Origin of the sequence: Microbacterium meiriae (genome assembly GCF_040686935.1) — a bacterium.
In the GTDB taxonomy this organism is placed as follows: Bacteria; Actinomycetota; Actinomycetes; order Actinomycetales; family Microbacteriaceae; genus Microbacterium; species Microbacterium meiriae.
The window spans coordinates 640195-659959 of record NZ_JBFBMF010000002.1 but is presented as its reverse complement, the minus strand read 5'-3'; the positions used below and the strand labels follow the sequence as shown (position 1 = coordinate 659959).

Annotated in this window: 20 protein-coding genes; 15 read left to right on the top strand and 5 right to left on the bottom strand. The window is 70.7% G+C overall.

What is annotated here, in order from left to right:
- Window positions 1-2: 2 nt before the first annotated feature.
- Both AB0P08_RS08640 and AB0P08_RS08635 read right to left on the bottom strand, forming a co-directional pair.
- Window positions 3-1316, bottom strand: coding sequence for an LLM class flavin-dependent oxidoreductase (locus AB0P08_RS08640; protein WP_363589360.1), 1314 nt, complete (start codon window positions 1314-1316; stop codon window positions 3-5).
- Window positions 1313-2608 (bottom strand): O-acetylhomoserine aminocarboxypropyltransferase/cysteine synthase family protein, encoded by a 1296-nt coding sequence (locus AB0P08_RS08635; protein WP_363589358.1) that lies wholly within the window; start codon window positions 2606-2608, stop codon window positions 1313-1315. Before AB0P08_RS08635 ends, AB0P08_RS08640 begins: the two co-directional genes overlap by 4 nt.
- Window positions 2609-2795: 187 nt before the next feature.
- Here AB0P08_RS08635 and leuC point away from each other — a divergent pair, with 187 nt between their 5' ends.
- The 6 genes from leuC (at window position 2796) to AB0P08_RS08605 (ending at window position 9156) form a co-directional block, all read left to right on the top strand.
- Window positions 2796-4232: a 3-isopropylmalate dehydratase large subunit gene (gene leuC / locus AB0P08_RS08630; protein WP_363444228.1), complete on the top strand. Its 1437-nt coding sequence runs from the start codon at window positions 2796-2798 to the stop codon at window positions 4230-4232.
- 2 nt (window positions 4233-4234) lie between these two features.
- Window positions 4235-4855: a 3-isopropylmalate dehydratase small subunit gene (gene leuD, locus AB0P08_RS08625; protein ID WP_259951682.1), complete on the top strand. Its 621-nt coding sequence runs from the start codon at window positions 4235-4237 to the stop codon at window positions 4853-4855.
- Window positions 4856-4916: 61 nt separating this feature from the next.
- Window positions 4917-6284, top strand: a complete 1368-nt coding sequence (gene murA / locus AB0P08_RS08620; RefSeq protein WP_280569504.1) for a UDP-N-acetylglucosamine 1-carboxyvinyltransferase — start codon at window positions 4917-4919, stop codon at window positions 6282-6284.
- A gap of 5 nt (window positions 6285-6289) precedes the next feature.
- Complete coding sequence (locus tag AB0P08_RS08615; protein ID WP_187663958.1) at window positions 6290-7045, top strand: lysophospholipid acyltransferase family protein; 756 nt, start codon at window positions 6290-6292, stop codon at window positions 7043-7045.
- Complete coding sequence (locus AB0P08_RS08610; RefSeq protein ID WP_187663959.1) at window positions 7035-8174, top strand: NAD(P)H-dependent glycerol-3-phosphate dehydrogenase; 1140 nt, start codon at window positions 7035-7037, stop codon at window positions 8172-8174. The genes AB0P08_RS08615 and AB0P08_RS08610 overlap by 11 nt, the downstream gene beginning before the upstream one ends.
- A complete protein-coding gene (locus tag AB0P08_RS08605) occupies window positions 8074-9156 on the top strand; it encodes a D-alanine--D-alanine ligase family protein (protein ID WP_363589356.1) in 1083 nt (360 codons plus the stop codon). Before AB0P08_RS08610 ends, AB0P08_RS08605 begins: the two co-directional genes overlap by 101 nt.
- Before the next feature lie 22 nt (window positions 9157-9178).
- Here AB0P08_RS08605 and AB0P08_RS08600 read toward each other — a convergent pair whose 3' ends face one another.
- Entirely contained in the window at window positions 9179-9661 is a 483-nt protein-coding gene (locus AB0P08_RS08600; protein WP_363589354.1) for a DUF3515 family protein, read from the bottom strand.
- Between the two features lie 23 nt (window positions 9662-9684).
- On the opposite strand from AB0P08_RS08600, the gene thiL reads away from it, so the two are divergent.
- Entirely contained in the window at window positions 9685-10680 is a 996-nt protein-coding gene (gene thiL, locus AB0P08_RS08595) for a thiamine-phosphate kinase (RefSeq protein WP_363589352.1), read from the top strand.
- Here thiL and rsmD read toward each other — a convergent pair.
- Window positions 10650-11264, bottom strand: a complete 615-nt coding sequence (gene rsmD / locus AB0P08_RS08590) for a 16S rRNA (guanine(966)-N(2))-methyltransferase RsmD (RefSeq protein ID WP_363589350.1) — start codon at window positions 11262-11264, stop codon at window positions 10650-10652. The genes thiL and rsmD overlap by 31 nt on opposite strands.
- Before the next feature lie 60 nt (window positions 11265-11324).
- On the opposite strand from rsmD, the gene AB0P08_RS08585 reads away from it, so the two are divergent.
- The 6 genes from AB0P08_RS08585 to mutM all read left to right on the top strand — a co-directional run bounded on the left by AB0P08_RS08585 (window position 11325) and on the right by mutM (window position 16423).
- A complete protein-coding gene (locus AB0P08_RS08585) occupies window positions 11325-13499 on the top strand; it encodes an ATP-dependent DNA helicase RecG (RefSeq protein WP_363589348.1) in 2175 nt (724 codons plus the stop codon).
- Window positions 13500-13530: 31 nt separating this feature from the next.
- Window positions 13531-14028: a pantetheine-phosphate adenylyltransferase gene (gene coaD, locus AB0P08_RS08580; protein ID WP_187663965.1), complete on the top strand. Its 498-nt coding sequence runs from the start codon at window positions 13531-13533 to the stop codon at window positions 14026-14028.
- Between the two features lie 129 nt (window positions 14029-14157).
- Window positions 14158-14652 carry a YceD family protein gene (locus AB0P08_RS08575; protein ID WP_363589346.1) on the top strand — a complete coding sequence of 165 codons (495 nt, stop codon included), beginning with the start codon at window positions 14158-14160 and terminating at the stop codon, window positions 14650-14652.
- Window positions 14653-14654: 2 nt separating this feature from the next.
- Window positions 14655-14864 (top strand): 50S ribosomal protein L32, encoded by a 210-nt coding sequence (gene rpmF / locus AB0P08_RS08570; protein WP_013586329.1) that lies wholly within the window; start codon window positions 14655-14657, stop codon window positions 14862-14864.
- A gap of 10 nt (window positions 14865-14874) precedes the next feature.
- The gene (gene rnc / locus AB0P08_RS08565; protein ID WP_060923098.1) at window positions 14875-15567 is read left to right on the top strand and encodes a ribonuclease III; all 693 of its coding nucleotides are present in this window, start codon (window positions 14875-14877) and stop codon (window positions 15565-15567) included.
- On the top strand, window positions 15560-16423 hold the full coding sequence (mutM, locus tag AB0P08_RS08560) for a bifunctional DNA-formamidopyrimidine glycosylase/DNA-(apurinic or apyrimidinic site) lyase (RefSeq protein WP_363589344.1): 864 nt from the start codon (window positions 15560-15562) through the stop codon (window positions 16421-16423). The genes rnc and mutM overlap by 8 nt, the downstream gene beginning before the upstream one ends.
- Before the next feature lie 5 nt (window positions 16424-16428).
- Here mutM and AB0P08_RS08555 read toward each other — a convergent pair whose 3' ends face one another.
- Window positions 16429-17322: a helix-turn-helix domain-containing protein gene (locus AB0P08_RS08555; protein WP_363589342.1), complete on the bottom strand. Its 894-nt coding sequence runs from the start codon at window positions 17320-17322 to the stop codon at window positions 16429-16431.
- 130 nt (window positions 17323-17452) lie between these two features.
- Between AB0P08_RS08555 and AB0P08_RS08550 the strand changes: the two genes are divergently transcribed.
- Window positions 17453-18691, top strand: coding sequence for an MFS transporter (locus tag AB0P08_RS08550; protein WP_363589340.1), 1239 nt, complete (start codon window positions 17453-17455; stop codon window positions 18689-18691).
- Between the two features lie 29 nt (window positions 18692-18720).
- Window positions 18721-19764, top strand: coding sequence for a zinc-binding dehydrogenase (locus AB0P08_RS08545; RefSeq protein WP_363589338.1), 1044 nt, complete (start codon window positions 18721-18723; stop codon window positions 19762-19764).
- Window position 19765 lies beyond the last annotated feature (1 nt).

Sequence of the window (19765 nt, the reverse complement as noted above, 5' to 3'; positions counted from 1 at the left end):
GGTCAGAACGCCTGCAGGTTGGCCTGCAGGCCGCCGTCCGCGTACTCGCGCCGGAGCAGCCCGCGGCGGCGGAGGATCGGCACCAGCTCGTCGAGCGTGCGGTGCAGGGTCACGGGGTGGAAGTCGCCCCAGAGCAGCACGCCGTCGTTGCCCCACTCACCGAGCTCCTCGACGAGATCGGCGAACTCCTCTGCGGTGCCCACGAAACCGCTGCGGTCGTGCAGCCGGCCGGTGCGGGCGAGTGCGGTGAGGTGCGCGCGGAGCGGGGCATCCTCTCCGCGGTCGCCGATCAGCCGCTGGATGCTCCCGCGGGAGACATGGGCTCCGAAGACCGAAGGGTCGAGGGGACGGTCCAGATCGAGGGCCGTGAGATCGGTCTCCAGATCACTCGACTGCTTCCGGGCGATCTTCGCGAGTGCGGCGTCGTCCGGGTGTGCGGAGGCGGCCACGATCCGGTCGGCCTCCTCGGCGGACGCCGTGATCACGGGCTGGATCGCGAAGAGGATCTTGACGTCCTCGGCACGGCGTCCCCGGGCGATCGCGGCGTCGTGCACGCGCTGCCGATACTCCCGTACCGCCTTCTCGTGCAGCTGTGCGAGCGCGAGCTGGACGTCCGAGTTGGCACCCGCGAACGCCAGGCCGCGCCCCGAGCCGCCGGGGGAGACGATGGCCGGCTCTCCGTCCGTGAAGGGCACGGCGTTCAAGGGGCCGTCGAAGTCGTAGTGCGCCCCGCGGTGCTGCACCGGGCGCATGCGGGTGCCGTCCGCATAGACGCCGGAGGCGGGATCGGCGACCAGGGCGCCCTCGTCCCAGCTCCGCCAGAGCGCGCGGATGCCGGCGAGCCATTCCTCGGCACGGTCGTACGCCTCGTCGTGGCCGAGCTGCGGGGCCGCGGAGAAGTGACGGGCGCTGCCGGTGTCGGTGACCACGTTGAGGCCGAGCCGGTGCTTGCTCAGATGCTGCAGCGTCGCGAACTGGCGCGCCGACGTGTACGGCAGCGAGGCCGCCGGATTCACGGTCGGCACCACTCCGAGATGACGGGTCGCCTGGAAGAGGTACGGGGCGAGCAGGAGGGGATCGTGCTTCGGGCCGCCGAACGCGTGACGCACGCGCAGATCGATCGTCTCCGCCGAGCCGAGGGAGGGGCTGTCCTCGACGATCACGAGGTCGAATCCGGCCTGCTCGAGGGTGCGCGCGGCTTCCTGGTAGATCTCCGGTCGCGTCCAGTCGTAGTCCCAGTCCAGGGACGGATAGCCCCACCCCTGAGGGCCGAAGCCCCGGGCGAGGAACCACCCGAAGTGCTGCAGGCGGCTCATGCCACCGTCTCCCTGACGCTCTCGAGCACCCGCGCCAGATCCCCGATCAGGTCGTCGACGTCCTCGATGCCGATCGACAGTCGGAGCGTGCCGGGGCCCACACCGAGGATCCGGCGCTCCTCGTCGGTGCGCTGCGCATGGCTGGTGGTGCCCGGGTGCAGCACGAGCGACCGCACGTCGCCGATGTGGGTCATGTGCGTGAAGACCGACACCTCTTCCACGAAGCGACGGGCCGCGGGCAGGCCGCCGCGCAGGGTGAAGGTGAAGATCGAGCCGAAGCCGCCGTCGAGGTAGCGCACCGCGGTCTCGTGGTGCGGGTGCGTGGGCAGGCCGACGTAGTCCACGCTCTCCACGGCGTCATGCGCGGCGAGCCAGCGTGCGACGGCGAGGGCGTTCTGCGACTGGCGCTCCACGCGCAGGCCGAGCGTCTCGGTGCCCTGGCCGATCAGGAACGCGTTGAGGGGCGAGGGCGAGGCACCGAACCGCGGAGCCACCGACTCCCTGGCGTAGCCGATGCGCGCGCGGCCGCCGTGTCGGGCGAAGACGCTGGGGACACCACCGCGCCCCGGCAGCACGAGGTGCGGGGCGTTATGCCCGGCGCGGTCGGCATCGAACCGGCCGTCGTCGATCACCACGCCGCCGAGAACCGCGCCCTGACCCGCGAGGAACTTCGACGCCGAGTGCACCACGATGGCCGCGCCGTGCTCCAGCGGCCGGAGGAGAGCCGGGGTGGCCAGGGTGTTGTCGACGATCAGCGGAACGGCGATCTCGTCGGCCACCGCGCTCACCGCCGCGACGTCGAGGATGTCGTTCCGCGCGTTCGCGAGCGATTCCGCGAACAGCGCCCTGGTCGTCGGGCGCACGGCGTCGCGCCAGGCGTCCGGGTCCGCGATGTCGTCCACGAACGTCGTCTCGATGCCGAGTCTGGCGAGGTTGTCCAGGAACAGCCCGCGGGTGCCCTCGTAGATGTGGGTCGAGGAGACGATGTGATCGCCCGCCCCCACGACCGAGAGCAGGGCGGTCGTCACGGCGGCCTGTCCACTGGCCACGAGTACGGCGTCCGCACCGGATTCCAGGCTCGCCAGCTGCCGCTCCACCGCGTGCACCGTGGGGTTCCCGGTGCGCGTGTACCCGAATCCGGTACCGGTGCCGAAGTGGTCGGCGGCGTGATCGAAGTCGTCGAACTCGAAACCGGCCGTCAGGTAGATCGGCGTCACGCGGGAGGCGGCAGCGGCCCGGCCTCTCGCGGCGTGGACGGCGCGGGTGGCGAAGCGGGCGGTGTCGACGGTCATGCGGGGCCTCTCGGTCGATCGGGTGAGCAACAGAGTGTCACGGCGTGTCTCGGCGTGTCCGAGCGGTGGTAACCTGACGTCATGCGGACCGTGCTCCTTCTTAGCGGCCGCGGCGAGACCTCGATCTGAGCCCCTCCTCGTCGCGGAGTCCATCGTGGGCCGAACCGCCATCCACAGGAGACACGCCATGACCACCACCGCCGGTGCGGATTCCGCACGCCCCAGGACGCTCGCCGAGAAGGTCTGGGACGACCACCTCGTCGTCAAGGGCGAGGACGGCCAGCCCGACCTCATCTACATCGACCTGCATCTCGTGCACGAGGTCACCAGCCCGCAGGCCTTCGACGGCCTCCGCAGCGAGGGGCGGCCGCTCCGCCGGCTCGACCTGACGATCGCCACGGAGGACCACAACACGCCGACGTGGGAGATCGACAAGCCCATCGCCGATCTCACCAGCCGCACGCAGATCGAGACGCTGCGCCGCAACGCCGCCGAGTTCGGCGTGCGCCTGCACTCGCTGGGGGACGCGGAGCAGGGCATCGTGCACGTCGTCGGCCCGCAGCTCGGCCTCACCATGCCCGGGATCACCGTGGTCTGCGGCGACTCGCACACCTCGACGCACGGCGCGTTCGGCGCGATGGCGTTCGGCATCGGCACCAGCGAGGTCGAGCACGTCATGGCGACCCAGACCCTGCCGTTGAAGCCGTTCAAGACGATGGCGATCACCGTCGAGGGCACGCTGCGTCCCGGCGTCACCGCGAAGGACATCATCCTCGCCGTGATCGCCAAGATCGGCACCGGCGGCGGTCAGGGCTACGTGCTCGAGTACCGCGGCAGCGCGATCCGCGCGCTCTCCATGGAGGGCCGCATGACGATCTGCAACATGTCGATCGAAGCCGGTGCGCGCGCCGGCATGGTGGCTCCGGACGAGACGACCTTCGCCTACCTCGAGGGGCGTCCGCACGCGCCGAAGGGGCAGGACTGGGACGACGCGGTCGCCTACTGGCGCACCCTGCCGACCGATGAAGGTGCCACCTTCGACGCCGAGGTCTTCATCGACGCCGACGAGCTGGAGCCGTTCGTGACGTGGGGGACGAACCCCGGGCAGGGCAGCTCGCTCTCCGCCGCGGTGCCGAACCCCGCGGAGATCGCCGACCCCAACGAGCGGGCAGCCGCCGAGCGTGCGCTGGAATACATGGACCTGACGCCGGGTACCCCCCTCAAGGAGGTCCCGGTCGACGCGGTGTTCATGGGCTCGTGCACGAACAGCCGCATCGAGGACCTCCGCGCCTTCGCCTCCATCATCCAGGGCAAGAAGAAGGCCGACGGTGTGCGGGTGATGGTCGTTCCCGGCTCAGCCCGCGTGCGACTGGAGGCCGAGGCCGAGGGCCTGGACCGGGTCATCAAGGACTTCGGGGCGGAGTGGCGCTTCGCGGGGTGCTCGATGTGCCTGGGCATGAACCCCGATCAGCTCGCCCCGGGGGAGCGCTGCGCGTCCACCTCGAACCGCAACTTCGAAGGGCGCCAGGGCAAGGGGGGCCGCACGCACCTCGTGTCCCCGCTCGTCGCGGCGGCGACAGCCATCCGCGGCACCCTGTCCAGCCCGAGCGACCTGGAGGCCTGACCATGGAGAAGTTCATCACCCACACGGGCATCGCTGCGCCGCTGAAGCGGTCGAACGTCGACACCGACCAGATCATCCCTGCGGTGTTCCTCAAGCGCGTCACCAAGACCGGCTTCGAGGACGCGCTGTTCCACGGCTGGCGGCAGGACCCCGGGTTCGTGCTCAACCAGGCGCCGTACCAGGGGGCGTCCGTCCTCGTCGCCGGACCCGATTTCGGTACGGGTTCCAGCCGTGAGCACGCCGTGTGGGCGCTCCGCGACTTCGGCTTCAAGGTCGTGCTGAGCCCCCGCTTCGCCGACATCTTCCGCGGGAACGCGGGCAAGCAGGGACTCCTCGCCGCGACCATCTCGGAGGCGGATCTGGAGCGGTTCTGGGCCGTCATGGACGCCGATCCCGGCGCGCGGATGACGGTCGACCTCGAGGCGCGCACCGCCTCCATCGGCGACCCGACCGGGGGCGCGGAGGCCGGCTTCCAGGCCGACATCGGGATCGACGATTACACTAGATGGCGGCTCCTCGAAGGGCTCGATGACATCGGGCTCACGCTGCGCAACGAAGACAAGATCGCGCAGTTCGAGGCCCGTCGCGAGTCGTGGCGGCCGCGGACCCTTCCCGTCCAGTGAGACGGAGGGGGCGGGGGAGCCAGGGGTAACCCCGCCCCCGATGAATGAAGTGAGGCCCCGAATGACGACACCCGTGCGCGACGCTCTCTCCGACGACGTCCCCGCGCTGACCGGAGACGTCCTCGCCATCCGCGGAGGCCGTCCGCTGCGCGGACGCGTCGACGTCAAGGGCGCGAAGAACCTCGCCACCAAGGCGATGGTCGCGTCTCTGCTCGGGGAGACCACGAGCGTCCTGCGCGACGTGCCGGCCATCAGCGACGTCGCCGTGGTGCGCTCGCTGCTCGAGGTGCACGGCGTCCGCGTGTCGGAGGGTGACGAGCCCGGCTCCCTGGTGTTCGACCCCAGCGACGTCGAGTCGGCCCACTTCGAGGAGATCGACGCGCATGCGGGCGCCTCCCGGATCCCGATCCTGTTCTGCGGTCCGCTCCTGCACCGCCTCGGCCAGGCGTTCATCCCCGACCTCGGCGGCTGCCGCATCGGCGACCGGCCGATCGACTTCCACCTGGACGCGCTGCGGAAGTTCGGCGCGATCGTCGAGAAGCTCCCCAGCGGTATCCGCCTCTCGACCGGCGGGGCCCGTCTGCACGGTGCCAACATCCACCTCCCGTACCCGAGCGTCGGCGCCACGGAGCAGGTGCTCCTCACCGCTGTACGGGCGGAGGGCATCACCGAGCTGCGCAACGCGGCGATCGAGCCCGAGATCATGGACCTCATCGCCGTCCTGCAGAAGATGGGCGCGATCATCTCCTACGAGCCCAACCGCGTCATCCTCATCGAGGGCGTCGAGAAGCTCCGCGGCTACGACCACCGGTCGATCTTCGATCGCAACGAGGCGGCCTCGTGGGCCTCGGCCGCTCTGGCCACCGACGGCGAGATCTTCGTCGGCGGCGCGAAGCAGCAGGAGATGCTCACCTTCCTCAACGTCTTCCGGAAGGCGGGCGGCTGGTTCGACATCCAGGAGGACGGCATCCTCTTCCGTCGCGACGGCGACATCAAGCCGGTCGTGATCGAGACCGACGTGCACCCCGGCTTCATGACCGACTGGCAGCAGCCGCTCGTGGTCGCGCTCACCCAGGCGCACGGCCGCTCCGTCGTGCACGAGACCGTGTACGAGAACCGCATGGGCTTCACCGAGGCGCTCGTCAAGATGGGCGCCGACATCGTCGTGCACCCGCGCGGGCTGCAGGACGGCCCGCGGCGCGTGCCGCGTCGTGACCTGGAGCAGGCCGCCGTCATCACGGGCCCGACGCCGCTCCACGGCGCCGACATCGTCGTCCCCGATCTGCGCGGCGGCTACAGCCACGTGATCGCGGCGCTGACGGCCACGGGCGAGTCGAAGGTGTCGGGGGTCGACATCCTGAGCCGCGGATACGAGAAGTTCCTCGCCAAGCTCGACGCGCTCGGCGCCGACTTCGACGTCATCCGGTGAGCCCGATGGCGTCCCGGTCTCCGGAGAAGACGCGTCCGAGCGTCTTCTGGCCGCTCGCGGCGATCGTCGTCCCGGTGGTGTCGCTGATCGCGAAGATCCGGATCGTCGGTGCGGAGAAGCTGCCGCGCGAGGGCTCATTCGTCCTCGCGCCGAACCACTACTCGGAGTTCGATCCGCTGATCGTCGCCATGGCGGTCTGGCGGATCGGGCGCGCCCCGCGGTTCATGGCCAAGGAGAGCCTCTTCCGGGTGCCCGTCCTCGGATGGTTCCTGCGCAAGACGGGGATGATCCCGGTCGCGCGCACGTCCTCGGCGTCCTCCGCGAAGCAGACGATGGCCCAGTCGGCGGCTCTCGTGGAGCACGGTCGCGGTGTCATCGTGTACCCGGAGGGCACGCTCACCCGAGACCCCGACATGTGGCCGATGCGCGGCAAGTCGGGAGCGGTGCGGCTCGCCCTCGCCGACGGCATCCCGCTGATCCCGATGGCCCAGTGGGGCACGCAGGCGATCATGGGCCGCTACCAGAAGGGGCTCAGCCTCTGGCCGCTCCGGAAGCCCGTCACCGTGATCATCGGCGACCCCGTCGACGTGTCCGACCTCCGCGGTCGCGCCGGCGAGCCGGCGGCGCTGACGGAGGCCACCAACCGCCTCATGAACGCGATCACCGCGCTGCTGGAACAGGTGCGCGGCGAGAAGGCCCCCGCGGAGCGCTGGAATCCGGCGAGCCACGGCCAGAAGGAGACCGGACGCCTTGACCCCTAAGAGAACCGCGCCGGCCGGACCCCGCGTCGCCGTGATCGGCGCCGGCAGCTGGGGCACCACGTTCGGCAAGATCCTCGCCGACGGCGGCGCCCACGTGACGATGTGGGCGCGCCGTGCGGAGCTGGCGCACGAGATCCATGAGGCGAAGCGCAACTCGCGCTACCTGCCCGGCATCAACCTGCCCCGCACGATGGCGGCCACGCATGAACTGGCGACCGCCCTCGAGGGCGTCGACCAGGTGTACCTGTCCGTGCCGAGTCAGTCGCTGCGGGAGAACCTCAAGGCGCTGCGCCCGCTGATCGCTTCGGGCGACGCGAAGATCGTCAGCCTCATGAAGGGCGTCGAGCGTGGCACCGGACTGCGCATGAGCCAGGTGATCCAGCAGGAGCTGCAGTGCGATCCCGACCGGGTCGCCGTCGCCTCCGGTCCCAACCTCGCGCTGGAGATCGCGCGGGAGCAGCCGACCGCGGCCGTGATCTCGTCGCGCAGCCAGGAGACGGCGGACGTCGTGGCCCGCGCCGCGCGCAACTCCTACTTCCGCACGTTCGTGAACACCGACGTCATCGGCACGGAGTTCGGCGGGGTGCTCAAGAACCTCATCGCCGTCGCCATCGGGATCGTCGACGGCGTGGGCTACGGCGAGAACACGAAGGCCTCGATCATCACCCGCGGCCTCGTCGAGATGACCGACTTCGCGGTGGCGAACGGTGCCCAGCCGGAGACCCTGCAGGGACTGGCGGGGCTCGGCGACCTCATCGCGACGTGTCAGTCGCCGCTGAGCCGCAACAACACGGCCGGGCGGCTGCTCGGACAGGGATACAGCTTCCAGGATGTGGTGAAGCAGATGCAGCAGACCGCGGAGGGTCTGGCCTCGGTCGCCCCCGTGCTGCAGCTCGCCCGCGAAGCCGATGTGCACATGCCGATCGTGGAGCAGGTGAAGATGGTGCTCGACGGCAAGATGGATCCCCGGGACATCGCCCCGCATCTGACGACGGACGACGACACCCCGCAGGGGGAGAGGACCAACCATGGACAAGCAGACGGTGGTGGTGCTCTTCGGAGGGCGCTCCAGCGAGCATTCGATCAGTTCCGCAACGGCGGGGGGAGTGCTGGGCGCGATCGATCGTGACAGGTATGCCGTGATCCCGGTGGGGATCACCCGCGACGGCGCCTTCGTCCTGGAGGACGACGACCCGGCGAAGTTCCCGCTGGACGCCGCGCACCTGCCCGAGGTCGTGGACAACGGCACCCGGGTGCTCTGGCCGGAGCCCGGCGGCGACCGCACTCTGCGCGTGGTGCACCCTGGCGGCGCGACCGAGGGGCTGGGCGAGATCGACGTGGTCCTGCCGATCCTGCACGGACCCCACGGCGAGGACGGCACCATCCAGGGCTACTTCGACACGCTCGAGGTGCCGTACGCCGGCGGCGGCGTGCTCGACTCGGCGCTGTGCATGGACAAGCACTTCATGAAGATCGCGCTGCGGGCCGCCGGTATCTCGGTGGCACCGGGCGTGACCGTGCGCCGCCGCGAGTGGGACGTCGACCCTGCGGTCGTGCGCCGCCGTGCCGTCGAGCTCGGCCTGCCCGTCTTCGTCAAGCCGGCGCGCGCCGGATCGAGCGTCGGCGTCTCGAAGGTGACGGCTCCGGAGGAGCTCGACGCCGCCCTCGCCATCGCCTTCGCCGAGGACGACAAGGTCCTCATCGAGGCCGGGATCACCGGGCGGGAGATCGAGGTCGCGGTCCTGGAGACCGCCGACGGCGTCCGCGCCTCCCTTCCGGGGGAGATCGTGCTGACCGACCGCGGCTTCTATGACTTCGAGGGCAAGTACCTCGGTGGCGACGGCGTCGATGTGGTGTGCCCCGCGGAGCTGAGCGAGGCGGAGGTGGCGGCCGTCCAGGAGGCCGGCGTGCGTGCCTTCCAGGCGGTGGACGGTCGTGGCCTCGCCCGCGTCGACATGTTCCTCACCCCGGACGGCGAGCTCGTCGTCAACGAGCTCAACACCATGCCCGGATTCACGCCCATCTCGATGTTCCCGAAGTGCTGGGTCGCCTCAGGGCTGAGCTACGGCGATCTCATCACCGAGCTGGTCGAGGCGGGTCTGCGCCGCTGACATCGGCGTCCCCTGCGGGCGCTCAGCTCGCGGGGAACTCCACCCGGTCCGTGCACTGCGCGGTGGCCGGTGCGAGTCCGGACTGGATGTTCGACGAGAGGCTGTCGACGATCGACTGGAAGTCGACCTGCTCGCCACGGCGGATGATGACCTCGATGGCCGGCTCCCGACCGTAGGTGACGAGGCGCTGGCGCTCGTCCTCCTGCTCCAGCACCAACCAGTCGACGCCGCCGAGGGTGGTGCAGACGAGGTCGGACGGGGCGGGGGGCTCCACGCCGCAACGCAGGACGACCGTGGGATCGCCCCATGCGCCTGTCGCCTGCGCGTCGGTCCACACCCGCTCGTAGCCGCCGACGGCGTCCGGCAGGAGCACGGAGACGTTCGCGCAGGCCGGGTCGTTCGCGTCCTCCGCGGGCTCGAGGTGCACGGTGGTGGAGCATCCGGCGAGTCCGGCGGCGAGGGCGATCGACCCCGCGACGGCAGCGAGGCGGCGGGAACGAAGCATGCATCCAGGCTACCTTTGACGACATGCCCTCCCGACCCGACTCCGACGATCCGCGCCTGGGAGATCTCTCGGAGAGCCGCATCCTCCGCGCCATCCTCCAGCGCACCGCGCCCGGCGCGCACACGCTCCTCGGGCCGGGTGACGACGCCGCCGTCATCGCGGCTCCCTCCGCCTCCGTCGTCGCGACGACCGACACCCTCGTGCACGGGCCGGACTTCCGCCTCGCCTGGACGAGCGGCTACGACCTCGGGTGGAAGGCGGCGGCGGTCAACCTCGCCGACATCGCCGCCATGGGCGCGCGTCCCACCGCCCTTCTCGTGTCTCTCGCCGTGCCGCGTGAGCTCCGGTTGTCCTTCGTGGAGCGCCTGGCTGACGGCTTCCGCGAGGCCTGCGCGGCGCTGGCCCCCGGGTGCGCGGTCGTCGGCGGCGACCTCACGGTGTCCGAGGTGCTCACGGTCGCCGTGACGGCACTGGGCGACCTCGAAGGCCGCCCGCCGGTGACCAGGGCGGGGGCGCGGCCGGGCGACGTCGTCGCCGTGGCGGGGGAGCTGGGCCATGCCGCGCACGGACTGGCGGTGCTGTTCGGACGCTTCCGGGACAGCGAGACGCCGGTGCCGGTCGATCCTGCGGCCCTCGCGGCGGGGGAGAGCGCCGCGGTCGCCGCACAGCTGCGACCATCACCGCCCATCGGCCTCGGCGTCGCCGCGGCGGCCGCCGGCGCGACCGCGATGATGGACGTCTCGGACGGCCTCGCCCTCGATGCGCGTCGCCTTGCGGAGGCCTCCGGCGTCACCCTCGCGCTGGACGGCGCGGCGCTCGGTGCGAACCCGGAGCGGGCGCTCGCGGGCGGTGAGGACCATGCGCTGCTCGCGACGTTCCCGAACGGCGTGCTGCCGCCGGGGTTCCGCGCGATCGGTGTCGTGCGGTCGCGCGGCGACGAGGACCTGCTCTGCGACGACCGTCCTGTGGATGTCAGCGGCTGGGATCCCTACCGGGACTGGGACTCCGTCTCCGGCTGAACGGCCGCGGACGCCGGCTCGTCGCGGTCCGGCTCGGCCCACCAGAGGGTGGTGTCGCCGTAGGTCTTCTCGCGGAACACGCGGAGCCCGGCCGCCGTGAAGTCGGGGGTCGGGGAACGGCGGGCACGCTCGACGACCACGACGGCGTCGTCGCTGAGCAGTGGAGCGAGGGCGGCCAGGTCACCGTCCATCGCCTCGTCGTCGATGTCGTACGGCGGATCGGTGAAAACGAGGTCGTACGGTCCGGTCGCCCGACCGAGGAACGCCCGGACGGTCGCCTCCTGGACCTGCGCGGACGCGGCGCCGGACGCCTTCGTCACTGCCGCGACGTTGCGGCGTACGACGGCTGCCGCCTGCCGGTTGCGCTCCACGAGGTCGGCGCTTCGGGCTCCGCGGCTCAGGGCCTCGAGCCCGAGCGCGCCGGAGCCCGCGTAGAGGTCGAGCACCCTGGCACCCGCGATCGCGTCGAGCGACTCCAGGGCGCCGAACAGCGACTCGCGCACGCGATCGCTCGTCGGCCGTGTCCCGGCACCGGGGACGTCGAGCCGGGTGCCGCGTGCCGTTCCGGCGATGATCCTCGTCACCCGTTCACGATACGACAGGCCACGGGCGGTCGTGTCCGTGCGGTTCCCTAGACTCGGAGCATGTCGCTCACGCTCGAATCCTCGCTGGAGGAGGCCCTCGGTGCGGCGTCGGCCAAGACGCTCGACCGCGCCTTCGGCATGCAGACCGTCGGCGACCTGCTCGCGCACTATCCGCGTCGGTACGCCGACCCCGGCGAGCTCACCCCCATCCGCGACCTCCCCATCGGGGAGACCGTCACCATCGTGGCGGAGGTCCTCTCGTCGAGCTTCCGTCGGATGCGCAACCGGCCGGGAGCCATGGTCGACGTCGTCATCGGCGACGGCGTCGGGCGCATGTCGCTGACCTTCTTCGCGAAGAACGTCGGCGCAGCGGAATGGCGCTCCAAGGATCTGGCGGTCGGACGCCGTGGCGTGTTCTCCGGCAAGGTCGGCGAGTTCAACGGGATGACCCAGTTCGCCCACCCGGAGTACGAACTGTTCGACGACGAGGACGCGGCGCGGCGGCGTGCCGATGCCAGGGCAGCCGTGCCGATCCCGATCTACCCCGCCACCTCCGCGATCCAGACGTGGCAGATCGCCCGGCTCGTCGGTCGTGTCCTGGACGACCTCCCGACCGTGCCGGACCCGCTGACCCCGGAGATCCGCACCCGCGAGGAGCTGCTGACGGCGCGGGAGGCGCTGGAGGCGATCCACCGCCCGCGCTCCCGCAACGACATCGATCCCGCGGTGCGCACATTGCGCATGCACGAGGCGCTGACCCTGCAGACGGCCCTGCTCCAGCAGCGCGACGCGGTGCGCGCCCTGGCCGCCACCTCGCGGCCGGCGACCCCAGGCGGCCTCCTGGAACGCTTCGACGCCGCCCTGCCCTATACGCTCACGCCCGACCAGGAGACGGTCGGTGCGCAGATCGCAGATGACCTCGTCGGTTCCTGGCCGATGAACCGACTGGTGCAGGGCGAGGTCGGTTCCGGAAAGACGCTGGTGGCCCTGCGGGCGATGCTGCAGGTCGCCGAGAGCGGGGGACAGGCTGCCCTGATCGCGCCGACGGAGGTCCTCGCGGGGCAGCATCTGCGTTCGATCACGAAGATGCTCGGTCCGCAGCTCGCCCCCCTGCTGATGCCGACCCTGCTCACGGGGCAGATGCCGGCTGCCGACCGTCGCAAGGCCGCGCTGCGCGTCGCCTCCGGGCAAGCGCTCATCGTGGTCGGCACCCACGCGCTCCTCGGGGAGAAGACCACGTTCGCCGACCTCGGGCTGGTCGTGGTCGACGAGCAGCATCGGTTCGGGGTCGAGCAGCGGGAGGCGCTGCGTGCGAAGGGGTCCAGCCCGCACGCGCTCGTCCTCACGGCGACGCCCATCCCGCGCACGGTCGCGATGACGGTCTTCGGCGACCTCGACACCTCGGTCATCCGCACGATGCCGGCCGGCCGCGCCGGCATCGAGTCGTACGTCGCGCCGTTGGCCGAGCATCCCGGCTGGTTCAACCGGGTGTGGGAACGGGCAGCGGAGGAGATCGCGCAGGGTCGGCAGGTGTTCGCCGTCTGCGCGGCCATCGACACCGCGGCGAAGACGGCCGAGGCGGGGGAGCAGGCGCTGCTCGCCCCCGAGGGCGGCAAGGGCCCCCGCTGGGGCGTGGTCCAGCTCGACGAGGCCTTGGCCACCCATCCGACCCTCGGCGGGCTCCGGCGGGCGGTGCTCCACGGGAAGATGCCCTCCGAGGAGAAGGACGCCGTCATGCAGGCCTTCGCCCGCGGGGAGATCGACCTCCTCCTCGCGACGACCGTGATCGAGGTGGGCGTGGACGTCCCCAACGCCTCGACGATGATCGTGCTGGACGCGGACCGCTTCGGGGTCTCCCAGCTGCACCAGCTCCGCGGTCGGGTGGGCCGAGGAGGGGTTCCGGGACTCTGTCTTCTCGTCACCGAGGCCGAGGCGGGATCCGTGGCCCGCGAGCGGGTCGATGCGGTCGCCGCCACGCTCGACGGCTTCGCGCTGGCCGAGGTCGATCTCGAACTGCGCGGCGAAGGCGACGTGCTGGGCGCGGCACAGGCCGGCGTGCGGTCGTCCCTCAAGCTGCTGCGCGTCGTCAAGGACGCCGCCCTCATCACCCGGGCTCGCGAGCTCGCGGAGGACATCCTCGCCATCGACCCCGAGCTGGCGGCGCATCCCGGGCTCCGGGAGGCCATCGGACGGCGCGTCACCGACGAGGATCGCGCGGCGCTCGCGAAGAACTGATCGCCGTTCCGGGTGCCCTAGGCTGGATGCCATGAGCAGCCGGATCGCCGTCGTCCCGGGTTCCTTCGATCCGCCGACCTTGGGTCACCTCGACGTGATCCGGCGTGCGGCCGCCCTCTACGACGAGCTGCACGTGCTCGTCGTGCACAACCCGGGCAAAGAGGCGATGCTGCCGATCGCGCAGCGGCTGGCACTCCTGGAGCGCTCGATCGCCGAGGACGGCATGGCGGGCGACATCGTCATCGGGTCCTGGAGCATGGGTCTGCTCGTCGACTACGCACGCGATGTGAACGCCGGCGTGCTCGTGAAGGGGATCCGCTCGCAGGTCGACGTGGCGTACGAGTCGCCGATGGCGATCGTCAACCGGCACCTCGCCGACATCGAGACCGTCTTCCTGCTCCCCGACCCCGCGCATGCGATGGTCTCGAGCTCCCTGGTGCGGCAGGTCGCGAGCCTCGGTGGAGACGTGTCGCCGTTCGTGCCGCCGGCCGTCGCCTCGTTCCTCGACACCGGCGCGCGCGGGATCTGATCCGCGTCCCGCTCCCGGCGGTCTCCCGGCCCTCCTCTCCGGTGACCCGGGTAGCATGGCGGGGTGCGTTCCCGACTCAACAGCCCTTTCGTCCTCCCCGTCCGTGACATCGTCCGGCGCCCGGGGGAGATGCGCGAGCACTCCTTCTCGGTGCCCCTGACGGAGCAGTGGGGGGAGGGCATCGTCTCCTTCGAAGCGGGCTCGGAGCTCGATCTCGACGTGCGCCTGGAGTCCGTCCACGAGGGCATCCTCGTCACCGGAGAGGCGGAGGGCGAGTACGTCGGCGTGTGCGGTCGATGCCTCACCGACATCGCCCGGCCCGTCGAAGTCGAGTTCCAGGAGCTTTTCGCGTATCCTGGTGAGGAAGAAACTGACTTCGAGGTTCAAGACGACCACGTGGATCTTGAAACTCTCGTCAGGGATGCGGCCGTTTTGGTCCTTCCTTTTCAGCCGGTGTGTCAGCCGGATTGCCTCGGGCTCGACCCGGTCACAGGCGAGAGGCTGACCGAGAGCACCGGAACGGAGCAGGCCGCTCCCATCGATCCTCGGTGGAGCGCGCTCCAGCAGATCACAGACCAGGACGGCACGGCAGAACGCGGTGCCGCCGAGAAAGAAGAGAGCTAGTCATGGCTGGTAACCCCCCGAAGCGCAAGGTCTCCCGTTCGAACACCCGCTCGCGCCGCGCGCAGTGGAAGGCGGAGGCCCCCGCGCTCGTCAAGACCATCGAGAACGGCAAGGTCGTCTACAGCCGTCCGCACCAGGCGAAGGTCGTCACCGACTCGCAGGGCACCGAGCTCTTCCTCGAGTACAAGGGCCGCAAGGTCGCCGACGTCTGAGTCGCGAACCGTGACGGAGGTCCCCGGGGGGACGAGGCCTCTCCCAGACAAGCTCCGCGTCGATATCGACGCGGAGCTTCTGGAGTTGGCCCTCACCCACCGTTCCTACGCGTACGAGCACGGCGGCATCCCGCACAACGAGCGTCTCGAGTTCCTCGGCGACTCGGTGCTGGGGCAGGCCGTCACGGTCATGCTGTTCACGCGGCACCCCGAGCTCGACGAGGGGGAGCTGGCGAAGCGTCGTGCGAGCGTCGTGTCGACGGTCGCCCTGGCGGAGGTCGCTCGCGGCATCGATCTGGGCAGTCACCTGCTGCTCGGACGCGGTGAGGAGCAGACCGGTGGCCGCGACAAGGACTCGATCCTCGCGGACACCATGGAGGCCGTCATCGGCGCCACCTACCTGTCCGCCGGGCCCGAGGCCGCGACGGCGCTCGTCCTGCGTCTGACCGAGCCGTTGCTCGCCGACCCCGAGCGGTACGGCGCGGCGATGGACCCGAAGACCAGCCTGCAGGAGCTCGCGGCACGCCTCGGCGCCACGCCGCCGCAGTACTCGGTCGAGGCCAGCGGCCCCGACCACGACCGGCGCTTCACCGCGACCGTCGCCGTCGGCGACGTTCGCATGACGGGTGCCGGCAGCAGCAAGAAGACGGCGGAGATGGCGGCGGCACTCAGCGCCTGGCGCACCCTCAGCGAACGTGCCTGAGCTCCCCGAGGTCGAGGTCGTCCGCTCGGGCCTCGCCCCGGCCGCGGTGGACGCCGTCATCACGGGCGTCAGCGTCTTCGACGAACGCGCCCTCACCCGGCACACCGCCGGAGCCGCGGACTTCGTCCAGCGTCTGGAGGGTGGCCGCTTCACCGCGGCCGCGCGGCGGGGCAAGTTCCTCTGGCTCCCCGTGGACGATGGCGACTCCGCTCTGATCGCGCATCTGGGCATGAGCGGCCAGATACTGCTCCGCGCGCCGGACGCGCCGACCGAGCGCCACGAGCGCGTCCGCCTCGGGATCGAGCATCCCCGACACGGCGAGCTCGCGATCGTGTTCGCGGATCAGCGGACTTTCGGCTCCCTTGCCGTCGACGCTCTCATCGCCGACGGCCCCTCCCGCATACCGACACAGGTCGCGCACATCGCTCGCGACCCGCTCGACCCGTTCTTCGACGACCGGGTCTTCCGGGCCGCTCTCGCCCGGCGGCACAGCGCGATCAAGCGGGTGCTGCTGGACCAGGGCGTGGTGAGCGGGATCGGCAACATCTACGCCGACGAGTCGCTGTGGGCGGCCCGCATCCATCCGGAGACACCGGCCGACGCTCTGCCGACCCGAGCCGTGAATCGCCTGCTCGCGGAAGTGCGGTCGGTCCTGCAGAAGGCTCTCGCCGAGGGCGGCACGAGCTTCGACGCCCAGTACGTCAACGTCAACGGGCAGGCCGGGTACTTCGCGCACTCCCTGAACGCCTACGGTCGCGGGGGGAAGCCCTGTCCGCGCTGCGGCACGCCGATCACCCGTGCCGCGTTCATGAACCGCTCCTCGCACTTCTGCCCGCGCTGCCAGCGGAGACGCTGACCCGGTCAGGAACGGCCGGAGCGCCCCTGCGGAGCCTCTTCGCGCGCGGACGCTGCCCAGCTGCTGAGCAGCCGCATCCTCTCCTCATCGGCGCTGCCCGGCTCAGCCGTGTAGAAGGAGAGGTCGTTGCGCGTCCGCGTGCCGGCGGGGAGAAGGACGGACTGATACGTCAGCTCCATAAGACCGACGTGCGGATGTTGCAGGCGCTTCGTGCCTTCGTGGCGGATGCGGATGTCGTGGGCGGCCCAGAAGCCACTGAACTCCGGACTGGTCGTCGACAGCTCGCCGATGAGCTCCCGGAGTCCCTTGTCCTGCGGATCGCGGCCGGCCTCCGCGCGCAGCAGGGCGACGGTCGCGGCGGCTCCGGATTCCCAGTCCACGAAGAAGTCCCTCGAGGCCTCATCGAGGAAGTGGAAGCGGGCGAAGTTCACCACACCGTCCACGGCCGTCGCGCTTTCGAACATCGGCGCATGCAATGCGCGCCCCAACGCGTTCGACCCGATGACGTCGAGGCGGCCGTTGCGCACGAACGCCGCGGACAGGGTGACGGAGTCCAGCATCCACAGGACGTGCGGGGGGAGAGGAGCCTCCCGGCGTCGCGCGGGCCGCCGGTGCGCAGGCTTGGCGGCCTGAGCGAGGTCGAGGAGGTAGGTGCGCTCGTCGTCGTCCAGACGGAGGGCCTCGGCGACCGCGTCGAGCACGTCGGAGGAGACGCCGGCGATGTGCCCCTTCTCCAGACGGGTGTACCACTCCGTGCTGACGCCCGCGAGTACGGCGACCTCTTCGCGGCGGAGACCCGGGACGCGGCGTCGAGCGCTGGTGGGCAGGCCGACCTGCGCCGGGGTCAGCTTCGCCCGCCGGCTGGCGAGGAAATCCCGGATGTCGGCACGGTTGTCCATGGGTCCACCATACGAGCGGGATGGGACCGGAAGGGGGTGGAGTTTGTACCCGGATAGATGCGACCTTCGTGTGCCGGTGGAACGGCGGTGGAATGGAGAAGTACCGCACCTGACGACCCAGGAGAACCCGATGCCGACACGAGCACGCCCGACCGAGATCGGCCCGTCTGCCGAGAGCGACACAGGATCCGGGAGGCTGCCGCTCGTGGTGTACATCCTCGCTCTCGGCACCTTCCTGATGCTCACGACGGAGTTCATCGTCGCCGGGATCCTCCCGGATGTGGCTTCCGACCTCGGTGTGTCCCTTCCGGTGGCCTCGTCGCTCATCACGGTCTTCGCGATCGGCATGGTCGTGGGCGCGCCGACGATGACGCTGCTCACCCTGCGACTGTCGCGGAAGCATACGCTCCTCGCGGCACTGTCGGTGTTCTTCGTGGGTCACGTCATCGTCGCGGTGAGTTCGGAGATGGACATCCTGATGGTCGCGCGGTTCCTCACTGCACTGGCGACGGGGGCATTCTGGGCCGTGTCCGCGGTCGTGGCCGGTGATGCCGCAGGGAGCGCGCTGCGATCGCGCGCCATCGGGGTGGTCGGCGCCGGCGGTTCGCTCGCCACCGTCCTCGGCGTTCCGCTCGGCGCGTTCCTCGCGCATCAGGTCGGCTGGCGTGGAACCTTCTGGGCTCTCGCCGCGGCGTCAGCGGTCGCTGCCCTGCTGGTGGCACGGTTCGTGCCCGCGCCGCATGCCCAGGCCGGCCGGCTGAACGTGCGCGATGCTCTCTCCGCACTACGCTCCGGCCGACTCTGGGCTGTGCTGCTCGCCTGCTTGACGACCTGTGGTGGTGTGCTCGCCGTGTACTCGTTCCTGGTCCCGCTCCTCACCGACGTCGCCGGGATCCCCGGCATGTTCGTGCCCCTCGTGCTGACCGGTTTCGGCGTGGGGTCGTTCCTCGGTACCCTGGTCGCCGGGCGGTTGGGCGACCGCCGTCCGCATGCGGTCACCATCGCGGTGCCGACCGTGACCACCCTGGTGCTGCTCGCGATGACGATCACCGCCGGTGCACCGGTGATCACCGTGATACTCGTCGTGCTGCTCGGACTCTTCGGGCTCAGTGCGAACACCGTGCTCATCCACTTGGCCGTCGGGTACGCGGGCCGTGCAGCGACGCTCGGCTCCGGACTCACAGTCGCCGCGTTCAATGCGGGAACCGCGCTGGGCACGGCACTCGCGGGAGCTGCCATCGGGGGCGGACTCGGACTCACCGCGTCGACCGTGGTCGGAACCGGCATCGTCGTCCTCACCCTGATCCCTGCGATCGGCCTCGCCCTGACGTCCCGCGCCCGAACGGCCGCCCCGCGCCCGACCCCCTGAAACCCCTCACCGAATCAAGGAGAACCATCATGCGTGCCACTCTCATGTACCAGGCGGGCGATGTCCGCGTCGAGACCGTTCCCGACTCGACCCTCCGGCATCCGACGGACGCCCTCGTCCGGATCACGGCCTCGTGCATCTGCGGCTCCGACCTCCACCCGTATCACTCGATGTCCGCGGCCGACGGCCCAGCCCGCATGGGTCACGAGCTCATCGGCGTCGTCGAGGAGGTCGGGGCGGACGTCGCCACACTTCGGAAGGGCGACCTCGTCGTCTCGCCATTCGCCATCTCGGACAACGTCTGCGTCCTCTGCCGCGAGAACCTCCAGACATCGTGCCTCCACCACGAGGCAGCATTCTGGGACGGGATCCCCGACGAGGGCGGACAGGCCGAAGCCGTGCGCGTGCCGCTGGCCGATGGAACGCTCGTCAAGCTCCCCGTGCCCGAGGACTCGGCGCTGATGCCCTCGCTGCTGACGCTGGCAGACGTGTTCGGCACGGGCTACCACGCTGCGCGGATGGCCGATGTCCGGCCGGGACAGAGCGTCACCGTGATCGGTGACGGCGCTGTCGGCCTGATGGCGGTCCTGTCCGCGAAGCGATTGGGCGCTGAGCAGATCATCCTCATGGGCCGGCATCAGGATCGGACGGACCTCGGGCGAGACTTCGGTGCCACGGCCGTGGTCGCGGAGAGAGGCGAGGAGGGCATCGCCCGCGTGCGCGATCTCACCGGTGGACTCGGCACTCACGCGGTGCTCGAGGCGGTCGGCCATATGCCCGCCTATCACCAGGCGCTCGGCGTCGTCCGCCCCGGCGGGGTGGTCAGCCGCGTCGGGGTGCCCCAGTACGAGGAGGCCCCGATCGGATTCGGGAGCCTGTTCCGCCACAACATCCGACTCGCGGGAGGTCCGGCACCGGTCCGCGCCTACATCGAGGAGTTGCTGCCCGACATTCTCGATGGGACGATCGAGCCCGGTCGGGTGTTCGATGCGGTCACCGACCTGGACGGCGTGCCGGCCGGATACCGCGACATGGATGAGCGACGGAGTCTGAAGGTTCTCATCCGCCCCTGAC

Excerpts from the sequence above, each read along its gene's own strand:
- AB0P08_RS08640 (WP_363589360.1), bottom strand. The coding sequence starts at position 1,316 with ATGAGCCGCCTGCAGCACTTCGGGTGGTTCCTCGCCCGGGGCTTCGGC.
- AB0P08_RS08635 (WP_363589358.1), bottom strand. The coding sequence starts at position 2,608 with ATGACCGTCGACACCGCCCGCTTCGCCACCCGCGCCGTCCACGCCGCG.
- leuC (WP_363444228.1), top strand. The coding sequence starts at position 2,796 with ATGACCACCACCGCCGGTGCGGATTCCGCACGCCCCAGGACGCTCGCC.
- leuD (WP_259951682.1), top strand. The coding sequence starts at position 4,235 with ATGGAGAAGTTCATCACCCACACGGGCATCGCTGCGCCGCTGAAGCGG.
- murA (WP_280569504.1), top strand. The coding sequence starts at position 4,917 with ATGACGACACCCGTGCGCGACGCTCTCTCCGACGACGTCCCCGCGCTG.
- AB0P08_RS08615 (WP_187663958.1), top strand. The coding sequence starts at position 6,290 with ATGGCGTCCCGGTCTCCGGAGAAGACGCGTCCGAGCGTCTTCTGGCCG.
- AB0P08_RS08605 (WP_363589356.1), top strand. The coding sequence starts at position 8,074 with ATGGACAAGCAGACGGTGGTGGTGCTCTTCGGAGGGCGCTCCAGCGAG.
- AB0P08_RS08600 (WP_363589354.1), bottom strand. The coding sequence starts at position 9,661 with ATGCTTCGTTCCCGCCGCCTCGCTGCCGTCGCGGGGTCGATCGCCCTC.
- thiL (WP_363589352.1), top strand. The coding sequence starts at position 9,685 with ATGCCCTCCCGACCCGACTCCGACGATCCGCGCCTGGGAGATCTCTCG.
- AB0P08_RS08585 (WP_363589348.1), top strand. The coding sequence starts at position 11,325 with ATGTCGCTCACGCTCGAATCCTCGCTGGAGGAGGCCCTCGGTGCGGCG.
- coaD (WP_187663965.1), top strand. The coding sequence starts at position 13,531 with ATGAGCAGCCGGATCGCCGTCGTCCCGGGTTCCTTCGATCCGCCGACC.
- AB0P08_RS08575 (WP_363589346.1), top strand. The coding sequence starts at position 14,158 with ATGCGCGAGCACTCCTTCTCGGTGCCCCTGACGGAGCAGTGGGGGGAG.
- rpmF (WP_013586329.1), top strand. The coding sequence starts at position 14,655 with ATGGCTGGTAACCCCCCGAAGCGCAAGGTCTCCCGTTCGAACACCCGC.
- AB0P08_RS08555 (WP_363589342.1), bottom strand. The coding sequence starts at position 17,322 with ATGGACAACCGTGCCGACATCCGGGATTTCCTCGCCAGCCGGCGGGCG.
- AB0P08_RS08550 (WP_363589340.1), top strand. The coding sequence starts at position 17,453 with ATGCCGACACGAGCACGCCCGACCGAGATCGGCCCGTCTGCCGAGAGC.
- AB0P08_RS08545 (WP_363589338.1), top strand. The coding sequence starts at position 18,721 with ATGCGTGCCACTCTCATGTACCAGGCGGGCGATGTCCGCGTCGAGACC.